Origin of the sequence: Chryseobacterium sp. RLHN22, assembly GCF_051011795.1 — a bacterium.
Taxonomy (GTDB): domain Bacteria; phylum Bacteroidota; class Bacteroidia; order Flavobacteriales; family Weeksellaceae; genus Chryseobacterium; species Chryseobacterium zhengzhouense.
Genome location: NZ_JBPCHW010000016.1, coordinates 35,472 through 47,977, shown reverse-complemented (window position 1 = coordinate 47,977; position 12,506 = coordinate 35,472). Strand labels below are relative to the sequence as shown.

The following is a 12,506-nucleotide window of genomic DNA, read 5'->3' as shown; positions in this document are numbered from 1 at the left end:
CTTTTTAGAATCTGTAAATCACTTCTTTCTGGAAGTCACCAAGCATTTTTTCTGCCTTTTCGTAATCTTTTGTGAAACCTAAAATATAACCTCCGCCTCCGCTTCCGCAAAGTTTTAAATAATAAGCATTTGAATCTAATCCCTTTTTCCAGATATTAAAAATACTTTCAGGAATCATCGGACGGAAATGCTCGTAAGCCCAATGAGAAAGCTTTTTAAGGTTTCTAAAAAACGGATTCATATCTTTTTTAAGGAAAGAGTCGATACAAGCATTATTATAGCGAATAAACTCTTCTTTTAGCGTCTTACGGAAACCTTCCGTCTTCATTTTTTCGAAGAATATCTGAATCATTGGTCCGGTTTCTCCGGTAATTCCTGAATCGATTAAAAAGATTGCTCCTTTTCCTTCTTCACCTTTCGGAATGGCTACTTTATCTAAATTCTCTTTGTTTTCGATAAGAATAGGAAGATTCATGTAACAGATCAATGGATCCATCCCTGAGCTTTTTCCGTGGAAATAGCTTTCCATCTCACCAAAAACAGCTTTAATATTTTTTAGGTCTTCTTTTGAAATTGTATCAGGATTGTGTTTTATAAAGCAGTATTTTTCAAAAATAGCAGCAACCAAAGCTCCGGAACTTCCCACTCCGTAACCTTGAGGGATATTTGAGTCAAAGAAAAGTCCGTTTGAAATATCTTCTTTAAAACGGTTTACATCCAGTCTGAATTGCTCTGGAAGTTCTAAGTTTTCAAGAAAATTAGCGTATTTCTGTAAATGATTGTTCGACTTTTTTTCAAATTCAGAATCTGAATCGGAAAATTTTAAAGTACCCTTATAAAAACTGTAAGGAACTACAAGACCCTGTGAATCTTCGATCATTCCGTACTCTCCGAAAAGGATAATTTTAGCGTAAAATAAAGGGTTCGTCATTTTGTGTTAAATATCTTTATGCAAAGTTAGTATAATTCTGCTGAATATTAACAAATTTTAAGCCAATTATAACGTGTCTCTGTCTTTGATTTTCGGTACATTGAGGAAGCGGATCAAAATTAACCCTACAAAAAAGAAAATTGCCATCGAAAACGCTGCAAATCTCATTCCTGAAGCCGATGGTAAAGTCACATCAATTTTAGCGAAAATTTTAATTAAAGTATCGTATTTATCGATAAACAATGCAAATACAAATGTTCCTACGATAATCGCCAGTTTCTCAAGAACATCATAGAAGCTGAAAAACGTTGTATTTTCCATTGAATCTTCCGGTAAAAGCTTTGAATATGTTGATCTGGACATCGCCTGAAGTCCACCCATTACTAGTCCTACAACTGCTGCAACACCATAAAACTGATATTCTACCGTAGGATTTTCTTTATCTAAGAAAAATGCCCAGATACAAGCAACAATCCATAAAATTACCGCAATAGAAATCACGTTTTTGTTCCCGATTTTTCTTGAAAGTCTTGAAAAAATGACCGCACCGATAATCGCTTCGATCTGAATAATCAATAAAGTTCCGATCAGTTTATCCTGTGCTAAATTGATTTCACTTTTTCCGAAAAGTGTTGCCATCAGGAAAATAGTCTGCATACCAACACTGTAAAAGAAGAAACTCGAAAGGAAAAATTTAAGATTTCTATCCTTAAAGAGTCCTTTCCCGACCTTGAAAAGTTCTCTAAAGCTTTCTTTTGCAATATCTTTATAAAAGCTGATGTTATCTTTTAATACTTCAAAAAAACCACCTTGCTCTTCATGTCTTTTGAATATGTTTTTATAGTTTAATAATACCAAATCTTTCGGAAGTTTTTCTTTCACATCACCAAACTGCGGTAAATGCTTGAAAGTATACTGAGAGAAACCGAACCACCAAGCACCTGTAAGCAGGAAGGTAATTCTTGTAAATATTAATTTTTGTTCTTCTCCTTTAGCCAAAACCATAATCAGAACCAAGCAAAGAACAACCAAAACTACAGAACCTATATATCCGTAAACGTATCCTTTTGCAGAAAGTGCATCCTGCTTATCTCTTGTGGCAATATCCGGAAGAAACGAATTATAAAATACTAAACTTCCCCAAAAACCGACACTCGCCGTGATACTGAACAATAATCCTAAAAATACATTGTGCATCCCTGTAAACATTGCCAATCCCATACAAGAAGTCGCTCCCAAATAACAGAAAAACTGAAGGAAAGATTTTTTATTTCCGATCGTATCAGCTAAAGATGATAAAAATGGGGAAAGTAAAACCACGATCAGGAATGAAATCGTTAAAGAATACCCGTACACCGCATCCGGTTGATATTCTTTTCCTAAAATTTTGATCATGTGTCTTACCGGAACATCGATCCACCTTCCGGTTTCTTCCACATATTCTTTTTTCTCGTATATTGTTGTAATGATCGAATAATATATCGGAAAAATTGTAGAGGTAATAACCAAAGAATACACTGAATTTGCCCAGTCGTAAACTGCCCAGGCTTTCATGATTTTCGGATTATTCTTTATATTTTGAGTCGGTTGAATTTCAGTTTCAGACATTTTCAAAAGAATTAGTTGCACAAAAATAGAAAAACCGCTGAACATTCGGAGGTTTTTATTTTTTTTAGACTAAATTTTATTGATTTGTTAAAATTAAATTTGATGAAATGTTTAATGTTTATGGACAAAGGTGTCGCTCCTACGGAGCTCCGTTTTACTATGATTATATTTTGCTACAAAGGTTTTACTCCTCCGGAGCAATTACTTTGTAGTTAATATTTATTATTATCAGTTCAATAAATTTAATTAATCATAAAATTTATACATAAAAAAATCCGAAAACTTGCGCCTTCGGATTTTAAAGATTTATAAAACAATATTTTACAAATTCTCAATAACAATTGCAGAAGCACCACCACCACCATTACAGATTGCAGCAGCACCATACTTCGCATTATTTTGTTTTAAAACATTGATTAAAGTAACAATAATTCTTGACCCAGAACTTCCTAGTGGATGTCCTAAAGCCACTGCACCTCCGTTCAAGTTTACTTTAGCAGCATCCAATTCTAAAATTTTGTTGTTTGCCAAACCAACTACAGAGAATGCCTCATTAAATTCAAAAAAATCTATATCAGAAATTGCTAAACCAGCTTTTTTAAGAGCTATAGGTAAAGCTTTTGCCGGAGCTGTTGTAAAGTTTTCAGGTTCCTGAGCGGCATCTGCGTAAGAAATAATTTTAGCCAAAGGTTTTAATCCTAATTCTTCCATTTTTTCTTTAGAAACAAGAATTAATGCAGAAGCACCATCATTTAAAGTAGATGCATTTGCAGCAGTAACCGTACCTTCTTCTTTTTTGAAAACCGTAGGAAGTGTAGGAAGCCTGTCGAAATTTACTGCTTTATATTCTTCATCTTCAGCAAAAATTACTGGATCTCCTTTTCTTTGAGGAATAGATACAGGAACAACTTCTTCTGCGAATTTCCCTTCGCTCCAAGCTTTTGCAGATCTTTTGTAAGATTCGATAGCAAAATTATCCTGTTCTTCTCTTGTGATACTATAATCTGTTGCACATTTTTCTGCGCAAACTCCCATGTGAACTTTGTTGTAGACATCTGTAAGCCCGTCAAGAAGCATTCCGTCCTGCATTTTTACATCACCTAATTTCGTTGCATTTCTAGCGTTGTAATAGTGTGGAACCATCGACATGTTTTCCATACCACCAGCAACGATTACATCAGAATCACCAGCTTTGATAGACTGTGCAGCCATCATTACCGCTTTCATACCCGAAGCACAAACTTTATTGATTGTTGTAGAAGGAGTTTCGTTTGATAATCCTGCTCCCAAAGCAACCTGTCTTGCCGGAGCCTGTCCTTCACCTGCCTGCAAAACGTTCCCCATGTAGATTTCCTGAACGTTTTTAGGATCAAGATTTATTTTGTCTAATGCTCCTTTTACCGCTGTAGCTCCTAGTTTTGTAGCCGGAATTGTTGATAAACTTCCCATGAAACTTCCTATTGGAGTTCTTACTGCGGAAACAATGAATACTTCTTTCATATTTTCTTTTTTATACTATAGTTTAATTTTTATTTTTTGATTTTGTGAAAAGCATAATTAATGCTCCAAGAAATTCTACCAACCATCCCCATTGTAATTTTACCGTTCCTGCCAAAGCATTCGTCCACGATTTAAACGGTAAAAAACTAAAGTAGCTTGATGCCTGATATTTTATGGCAAATAATGTGAATACAAACAGGATCAGTAAAAATACAGCAAATGTATTGACAAGTTTTGGACGGTTATTCAGAATCGAAAACAATGCACAGATACAGAAAATCCAGCAGAAAATTGCCAAATAATGGTCTACATTCCAATAATTCCAGTTTCCAATAATGGGAACATGAACAAGCGGTAAAAAACTACCGACAACGACTAAAATTAATCCTAAAAGCTGTAAATTCTTCACTAATCTGTTTTTACTTTTAAATTGAGTTCCATAAAATGCAATAAATTAAGTTTTCAAACTGATAATTTTCGGATGCATTTTTTCTTTTTTTCTCAAATGCCAAAGTACAAAAAAAAACATACTTCAAAAAAGTATGTTTAATATTCATATTATCTATTATTTATCAGAAGGTTAAAGCCCAAAGATCTATTCCGATCTGTATGGATTTTTTGCTGTTAATCAACGCTTCATTGTTGAAAACAGACGTAAAATCTTTCATTACATAAATATTGAATCCGAAATATTCTATTGAAATTTTACCGCCGAATATAAAAGGATTCAAACCTCTAGAAACTCCTTCACGAATATACATTTTGTTTCCGAATTCGTTTTTGTACTGAAGGTGAAGTCTGTCATTTATTTTTACTCCCCCGTAAAGTCCTATTCCTACACGAAGCTGTTTTTTGGTATTATCGATGTATTTTATTCCGTTATAATCTTTGTATTTAGGATTTAATACAAAAATAGCTTCTACCGGAACATAGATATAGTCTGTTCTCAGCCATGCATTTTTAAAATTATTTCCTGTAAATTCGGTAATGTAAAGGTTTTTGTCATCCTGTGCAAAAATTCTGTTGTTTGTAGGAACAGTTGTATCAAATCTCCAACCCAAACCAAGGCGATAGAAAACAGGACTTGTAGTTTTACCCAGCTGATTTTCGTAACGTACAGAGAAGTTTGCGGTAAGAGAATTTTCAAGATCCTTACCTTTAGAAAAATCAAAAAAATTGCTGTCGCTATAATTTATTACAGAAATTCCTGCAACATAGCCAAAACTCTGCAAATAGTTTTTAGGATCTTCAGGTTCATCATATTGAGGCTGTTCGAAAGTAAGATCAAGTAACGCTCCTCGTGCGGTTCTGAAGAGATTATTTTTTGTTGTAGAGTTTTTTTTGAAAAGAGCCCTTCTTACAGTTTTCCCTGTAATTTCTTCATACTCGTCTTTTTGTTTGCTGATTTCATCATTAATAATGGCTTCATATCGAATTGCCGTTGTGTTTTTTTGTTCATTCATTTCACTTTCTGAAATCTCACCTGCCTTCATTTTCTTTTCAAGCACATCGAATTCAGCATTCATTTTATTGCGTTCTTCTATTACAAGACTGTCGATCTTATTTGTGTATCTTTCCATCTGTTTTCTCAGCGTTTCTTTATTTTGGGAATAGCTGAATGAGAACAGGATCATAAAAAATCCTGCCATTAATATTTTTTGTCTCATATGTAAATGATTATTATTCGTTTGTACTGTTTGAGCTGTTGAAAATGGTTATAACTTCAGGGGCATTAATTTTATTAATCATAATAATCCCAAGTCTTTTTGTATTTTCATTAGATTTATCATTTTTCTCTATGCTGTATTTTCGTTGGAAAATAAGATCATTTGCCGTAACGTATTTTACTTTTGAAGGCTTTTCTGTCACTACCAACTGAGGTGATTCTGTAGTCTCCTGCTTGATTTTGCCAAATTCAGCTTCTGGTTTAATGTCTATTTCAGGTATAACTGCTAAATTTTTAGAAACGGAAACTTCTTCTGTAATCGATCTTTCTTCAACTGCCTCCTCAGATTTTTTTATAGAATTTGCTTTTTCAGGTATCATTTTAATCCCAACATCATATTTTGTTTCTGGATTAGCTGAATTAGCGATAATCTCAGAAGCTTTTGATGGGTTTAAATTTTCATCTTCCGTACTTCTGACCGCAATTGTTTGTGTAGATTTTGAAAATTTACCAGAATTAAAATAAAAAATACTGCCAAAAGCGATCAACAACAGGACAACCGCAGCATACTTCCACCACTGAAATAAAGGTTTTCGCACCGTTTCATCACGCCCTTGTAACTGATCCTCGATTTGGTCCCAAAGATTGACAGAAGGCTTTATATTAAGCTCCTCGTAATCAGCTTTTAATTGTTTCAGTATTTTTTTGTCCATTTTCTTTTGATTTTAAATAATCAACAATCCATTTTTTGGCTTTGCTGAGCTGACTTTTACTGGTTCCTTCGGAAATGTTAAGAATTTCAGCAATCTCCTGATGCTTCCGTTCTTCAAATACGTAGAGGTTAAAAATCAATCTGTAACCTGTCGGCATATGAGAAAAAATTTCTTCTATATTGACCTCATTCAGACTTTCGTTTATTTCTTCTTCAGAATAATCGTCTGCAATTTCTATATCTGCATACAGAATATTCTTATTTTTCCTGACAAAGTTTATCGAATCATTGACCACGATTTTCCTCAGCCAGAATGGAAAAGATTTCCATTCTTTACAATCATTTATTTTGCTGAAACATTTCAAAAAAGAATTCATCAGAATATCTTCAGCATCGTGTAGATTATTAGTATAAGAATTTGCAATTGCCAGCATTTTAGCAGAAAACAATTCGTAAAGAGCTTTCTGGGCTCTCCTATCCTGTTTTTTGGCAAGTTTAAAATTCTCTTCTAAATGCTTCATTGATTAGTTTCTATCTATAAGACCGGGAAGTTTGAAAATGGTTGCCTAAAAGTAAAAAAAAATTGCACTTTTTTTCAAAAGTGCAATATCAATATATGATGAATCAGCTATTGAGCAAAAGAATATCTTGGGCCGCCTGCCTGGAAAATTGCAAGCATTCTGCTTTTTTGATCTGCAGAAAACATAAACATTGCCCTGTCATCAACATAATCCATGTAGTTCATTGTCATTTCTACAGGATTTCCTGTACATGTGCTGTAATGCGGATAAGCCGGAGCTCCGTAATTAGCTGTATTGTGTGATGGAGTATCATTACAATAGTCTGTTCCACAAGTTGCATCTCCCCAAATATGTCGTAGGTTCATCCAGTGACCTACCTCGTGAGTGGCTGTTCTACCCAAGTTGTAAGGATAGGTTGCTGTACCTGTTGTTCCTAAATATTTAGAATCAATAACCACTCCGTCGGTTGCACTTGATCCTCCAGGAAACTGAGCATATCCCAAAATACCGCCACCAATTGTACATACCCATAAATTAAGTTTTGTTGTAGGTGATATTGGTGATAAACCTCCCTGAGCAGATTTTTTCATTGCATCTCTGGTTCCCCAGGAAGTTTTTTTCGTAGACTTTCTTACTACCTGATCTAAAACGAATCTGATTCCCACATTTGCTTTTACATTAGAAAAAAGCGCAGGAACATTATTATAATCACTGTTTGTAGCATTAAAATCATTATTTAAAACATCAATCTGCGACTGAATCTGGGCCTGTGAAATGTTTTCTGCTGCAGTTCTGTATAAGACGTTTACAACAACGGGAATTTCAATAACACCGTTTACAAGTCTGGATTCAAAGTTTTCATTAAGTTTTCTTTGGGTAAAAACTTCAATATCCGAAATTCTTCTTGCCAATTCCGGATCTTTGGCCATCTGTTCTTTTAAAACCTCATCAGACGCACAACTTCTCCGAGCCGCAACATCTGTCGTATTATTTTCCTGTGATAGGCTTTCAATCTTCTCATCAGATTCACAGCCAGCCAAAATAGCAGAAACTATTCCCAGCATAAAAATTGTCTTTTTCATATTAATATCGTGTTAATTATGTTAAATATTTTAATTATTCACAAGTAAATAACAAAATTTAAACAAATATAACAATTATTTGATACCACAAAATATTTTATTAAAAAAAATATTAAAATTGTGAATTATCTTATGAAATTAAGCTTTCATACAAAAAATACACCTCTTTTGAAGGTGCATTTTAAATATATCTTATCAATAATAAGTTTAATGATTTACTTCTTTAATTTGATTAGGATCATGTTTATGTTTGAACAATACCCAAAAAAGAATTGCCAAAACCAATGCATATGCAGCGAAAGAAAGCCAGATATTATGCCAATCTTTCATCATCACAACTGCCGATAAGCTACCATCTGAATTGACAGTAGAATTGAAACTATTCTTCAGAATGTCTAAAAAAGACTGATTATCCGGTGTGGTCTGAAGATATGAAGATAATTCTAAAGCAGTAGTAAATTTGTGGGTAAAGAATTTGTCGATTGCCCATCCTGCGATATAACTTCCGAAAACAGCCCCAAAACCATTCGTCATCATCATAAATAATCCTTGCGCGGAAGAACGTATTTTTTTATCTGTGGTTGTCTCCACAAAAAGAGAACCCGAAATGTTGAAAAAATCAAAAGCCATTCCATAAACAATACAAGAAAGGATGATTAAACCTAATCCATAGCCTTCCGGAACACCGTAAGCAAAAAATCCGAATCTGAGAACCCATGCAAACATCGAGAAAAGCATGACATATTTAATCCCAAATCTCTTTAGAAAAAAAGGAATTGCCAGGATGAACAGAGTTTCAGAAACCTGAGAAATAGACATAATAATTGTAGATCTCTGCACTACAAAAGAGTCTGCATATTTCGGAAAATGAGAGAACTCACTCAAAAACACATCTCCATAAGCATTTGTAAGCTGTAAAGCAGCACCAAGCAACATGGAAAACAAGAAGAACAATGCCGTTTTATAGTTTTTAAAAAGTTTAAAAGCATTCAAGCCAAACTGCTCAGATAATGGCGCATCTTTATCGATTAACTTTTGTGGAGGACATTTTGGAAGCGTTAAAGCATAAATTCCAAGAATAATTGCTGCAACTCCTGCAATGTAAAACTGACCTTCTGTTGCTTTATTCCCTGTAAGATTGGTAATCCACATGGCAACAATAAAACCAACAGTTCCCCAAACCCTGATCGGAGGAAAATCTTTTACAACGTCTAAATTGCTATTCTTAAGCACAGTATAAGAAATTGAATTGGCAAGTGCAATGGTCGGCATATAAAAGCACATAGCAACAAGCATTACCGAGAAGAACGAGTTGGGATCTGTACTGTGTGGAAGTATAAAAAGCGTTATTCCGTAAAGAATCTGCAATGCTGAAAATATTCTCTCGGCATTTACCCAACGGTCTGCTATAATCCCGGTAATGGTCGGCATAAATATAGAAGCAATTCCCATTGTACCGAAAACCGCACCAAATTGCGTTCCGTCCCACTGCTTTGTACCAAACCAAAAATTCGCCATCGTAATCAGCCAAGCTCCCCAAACGAAGAACTGCAGAAAACTAAGGACGGTCAATCGTAGTTTTAAATTCATTTTTTAAGTATAATATCTCTAATCTATTTTCTTTTTACGCCTTTTGATTTCTTCCTGAATTTCAAGTGCAGTATCAAAATCTTCTTCTTTTACGGCATCCTCTAAAAGTTTTTGCAATTCTTCCATAGAAGCAGACTTAAGGTTGTCTTCAGCTGCTACAGTTTCTGAAAACGTCTGTTCTTCTTTTGCGACTTCCTCCAGTTCAAGCAAAATTCCCGCTTCATTTAAAACCTGCTGTGTCGTAAAAATAGGCGCATCAAAACGTACCGCCATTGCCACAGCATCTGAAGTTCTTGCATCCAGAATCAGCTCTTCCTGTGTTTCTGAATTTTTGAAGTTGATATTTGAAAAGAAAACGCCGTCTACAATCTGATAAATAATAACCGAAACCAACTGATAATTGGCAGAAACAATAAATTTTGTAAACAAATCGTGGGTAAGCGGACGCGGCGGATGAATGTCTTTTTCAAGGCCTAAAGAAATGGATTGTGCCTCGAAATTCCCGATAACAACGGGTAATTTAATATTAGTTTCTTCATGTTCCAAAAGTAATGCGTAAGCTCCAGATTGGGTCTGGCTGTACGATATTCCGCGTATGATGAGCTGTTTATAATCCATAACTACAAAGATAATCGTATTTTTTTATCTGTACTTTTTATTTTTAAATTTTATGACTGTTTTGTTTTGTTGTCTTTTTGTATTAATGTCTTTGCAGCCCGGCTTGAGCGGAGCTCTTTTTGTCGCGACCGAAGGGAGCGGCAAAAAAGCGGGAGCGGAAGACGGAAAAAGCTGCCCTAATACATATAGAGAAACTGCTTTAAATAAAACTCAACAACCGACAAAAAAAACTTCCGAAATAATAATTATCCCGGAAGTTTAATTATGGATGAAAAACTGATTAGCCTTTCAACGCCTTTATTTTTTCTGTCAATGCAGGGATGATCTGGAATGCATCACCTACAACACCGTAATCTGCCGATTTGAAGAACGGAGCCTCTGCATCACTGTTGATTACAACAATTGTTTTAGAAGAGTTTACACCCGCCAAATGCTGAATTGCACCTGAAATACCGATTGCGATGTAAAGGTTGGGAGAAATCGCTTTTCCTGTCTGTCCAACGTGTTCTGTGTGAGGTCTCCAACCAATATCTGAAACCGGTTTTGAGCAAGCTGTTGCAGCACCTAAAGTATTGGCAAGATCTTCTACCATTCCCCAGTTTTCTGGACCTTTCATTCCTCTACCTGCAGAAACCACGATCTCTGCTTCTTTAAGGTCTAATTTACCTGAACTCTGCTCGTGAGAGATTACCTTGGTATCTTCATTATCAACAGAAAGATTTTTCACTTCTTCAGAACCTGAAACTGCATTTTCTTTAACCCCGAAAGCGTTTTGAGAAACTGTTAAAATAACTCCTGCCCCTTCAGCTTTCGCATGCATGAAGCCTTTTCCTGAAAAAGCTTTTCTCTTTACTTGGAACGGAGACTGACTTTCCGGAGCCTCCAAAACGTTGGTAATTAAGGAATAATTCTTCATTACCGCCAACATGGGTGCTACAGAAGAAGCGTCTGTTGTGTGAGGGAAAACAATAATGTTTCCGTTTGCAACTTCACTTACCGCCTGTGCATAAGCTTTGGCCGAGAAATTTTTAAGACCTTCGTCTTTGATGCTGATTACATTTGTTGCTCCATATTTATATAAAATATCTGAAGCATCTGTTGGGTTTACAGAAATTGCCGTTACGGTATCTCCCGCCTGATCAGCTACTGCTTTAGCATAAGAAACCGCTTCGAAAGCCGCTTTTTTGTAAACTCCGTTTATATTTTCTGCGTATACGAATACTGCCATTTTAATTTTGTTTAAAGTTTAAGGTTTAATGTTCAAAATTTGAGATTTGAGATTTGACATTTGAAATTTGAGATTTAAATTCACAATCACAATACTTGAATCTTTTTACTTTTTACTTGGTTATTAAATAACCTTTGCTTCCTCGTGAAGAAGTCTTACCAACTCATCTAAATTATCCGGAGAAACCATTTTCACGGCTGCTCTTGGAGGAACTGAATCATAAGAAACTCCCTGAACTTTCACCTCAGATGAAGACGGTTCTACTACCTGTAGAGGTTTTGTTCTTGCAGACATAATTCCTCTCATGTTCGGGATAATCAAGTCTTTTTCGTCTACCAAACCTTTCTGACCAGCAATTACAGCAGGTAATTTTACTGAAATCGTTTCTTTACCTCCTTCAATTTCTCTTACCGCAGTCGCTTCGCTTCCATTTACTTCCAAACCAACTGATGCGTTTACAAAAGGCTGATTCAACAACTGAGCAACCATCCCAGGAACAGAACCACCATTATAGTCGATTGATTCTTTACCGCAAAGAATTAAATCGTAACCTCCATTCTGAGCCACAGCCGCAATTTCTTTAGCCGTTGAAAAACTGTCTTTAGGATCAAGGTTTACTCTTACTGCATCGTTTGCTCCGATTGCCAAAGCTTTTCTCACCACTGGCTCAGTTACAGCATCACCAACGTTGATTACTGTTACCGTTGCCCCCTGAGATTCCTGTAACTTGATAGCTTTTGTTAAAGCAAATTCATCAAGCGGATTGATTACCCATTGAATTCCGTTTTTGTCGAATGCAGACTTATCTGCCGTAAAGTTAATTTTTGAAGTAGTATCCGGAACACTACTGATACAAACTAATATTTTCATATGTTGCTTTATATTTTATTTTAATTGTCATATGTAACCTCACAGTTTCATACTTATTATATATATTTTCTGTTTTGCCTATTCATAATCAAGTGATTAAAACAAGCTTTTTTTGTTTGAGTTAACTTTGCTAATATAAATAAAAAATATATTATGCATGCATAATACTTATTTAATTAT

At 35.1% G+C, this 12,506-nt stretch carries 13 protein-coding genes; 1 reads left to right on the top strand and 12 read right to left on the bottom strand.

The window, feature by feature from the left end:
• Nucleotides 1–4: 4 nt before the first annotated feature.
• From ACR1PN_RS15220 to ACR1PN_RS15175, 10 genes are all read right to left on the bottom strand, one after another.
• Nucleotides 5–931 carry a mevalonate kinase family protein gene (locus tag ACR1PN_RS15220; RefSeq protein WP_433980732.1) on the bottom strand — a complete coding sequence of 309 codons (927 nt, stop codon included), beginning with the start codon at nt 929–931 and terminating at the stop codon, nt 5–7.
• A 66-nt stretch (nt 932–997) separates the two neighbouring features.
• The gene (locus ACR1PN_RS15215) at nt 998–2,539 is read right to left on the bottom strand and encodes an MFS transporter (RefSeq protein ID WP_378177994.1); all 1,542 of its coding nucleotides are present in this window, start codon (nt 2,537–2,539) and stop codon (nt 998–1,000) included.
• 321 nt (nt 2,540–2,860) lie between these two features.
• Nucleotides 2,861–4,039, bottom strand: coding sequence for an acetyl-CoA C-acyltransferase (locus ACR1PN_RS15210; protein WP_433980731.1), 1,179 nt, complete (start codon nt 4,037–4,039; stop codon nt 2,861–2,863).
• A 22-nt stretch (nt 4,040–4,061) separates the two neighbouring features.
• The gene (locus ACR1PN_RS15205) at nt 4,062–4,448 is read right to left on the bottom strand and encodes a hypothetical protein (RefSeq protein WP_433980730.1); all 387 of its coding nucleotides are present in this window, start codon (nt 4,446–4,448) and stop codon (nt 4,062–4,064) included.
• Between the two features lie 163 nt (nt 4,449–4,611).
• The gene (locus tag ACR1PN_RS15200; protein WP_433980729.1) at nt 4,612–5,688 is read right to left on the bottom strand and encodes a hypothetical protein; all 1,077 of its coding nucleotides are present in this window, start codon (nt 5,686–5,688) and stop codon (nt 4,612–4,614) included.
• 31 nt (nt 5,689–5,719) lie between these two features.
• Nucleotides 5,720–6,418 carry a hypothetical protein gene (locus tag ACR1PN_RS15195; RefSeq protein ID WP_433980728.1) on the bottom strand — a complete coding sequence of 233 codons (699 nt, stop codon included), beginning with the start codon at nt 6,416–6,418 and terminating at the stop codon, nt 5,720–5,722.
• Complete coding sequence (locus ACR1PN_RS15190; RefSeq protein WP_433980727.1) at nt 6,384–6,938, bottom strand: RNA polymerase sigma factor; 555 nt, start codon at nt 6,936–6,938, stop codon at nt 6,384–6,386. The genes ACR1PN_RS15195 and ACR1PN_RS15190 overlap by 35 nt, the downstream gene beginning before the upstream one ends.
• 107 nt (nt 6,939–7,045) lie before the next feature.
• Nucleotides 7,046–8,020, bottom strand: a complete 975-nt coding sequence (locus ACR1PN_RS15185) for a zinc metalloprotease (protein WP_433980726.1) — start codon at nt 8,018–8,020, stop codon at nt 7,046–7,048.
• A gap of 207 nt (nt 8,021–8,227) precedes the next feature.
• Nucleotides 8,228–9,610: a nucleoside permease gene (locus ACR1PN_RS15180; protein ID WP_433980725.1), complete on the bottom strand. Its 1,383-nt coding sequence runs from the start codon at nt 9,608–9,610 to the stop codon at nt 8,228–8,230.
• A gap of 18 nt (nt 9,611–9,628) precedes the next feature.
• Complete coding sequence (locus ACR1PN_RS15175) at nt 9,629–10,228, bottom strand: bifunctional nuclease family protein (RefSeq protein ID WP_378178125.1); 600 nt, start codon at nt 10,226–10,228, stop codon at nt 9,629–9,631.
• Nucleotides 10,229–10,280: 52 nt separating this feature from the next.
• Here ACR1PN_RS15175 and ACR1PN_RS15170 point away from each other — a divergent pair, with 52 nt between their 5' ends.
• On the top strand, nt 10,281–10,490 hold the full coding sequence (locus ACR1PN_RS15170; RefSeq protein WP_433980724.1) for a hypothetical protein: 210 nt from the start codon (nt 10,281–10,283) through the stop codon (nt 10,488–10,490).
• Nucleotides 10,491–10,508: 18 nt separating this feature from the next.
• On the opposite strand, the gene ACR1PN_RS15165 is transcribed toward ACR1PN_RS15170, so the two are convergent.
• Complete coding sequence (locus tag ACR1PN_RS15165) at nt 10,509–11,456, bottom strand: electron transfer flavoprotein subunit alpha/FixB family protein (protein ID WP_433980723.1); 948 nt, start codon at nt 11,454–11,456, stop codon at nt 10,509–10,511.
• Between the two features lie 123 nt (nt 11,457–11,579).
• The gene (locus ACR1PN_RS15160; RefSeq protein ID WP_378178134.1) at nt 11,580–12,326 is read right to left on the bottom strand and encodes an electron transfer flavoprotein subunit beta/FixA family protein; all 747 of its coding nucleotides are present in this window, start codon (nt 12,324–12,326) and stop codon (nt 11,580–11,582) included.
• Nucleotides 12,327–12,506 lie beyond the last annotated feature (180 nt).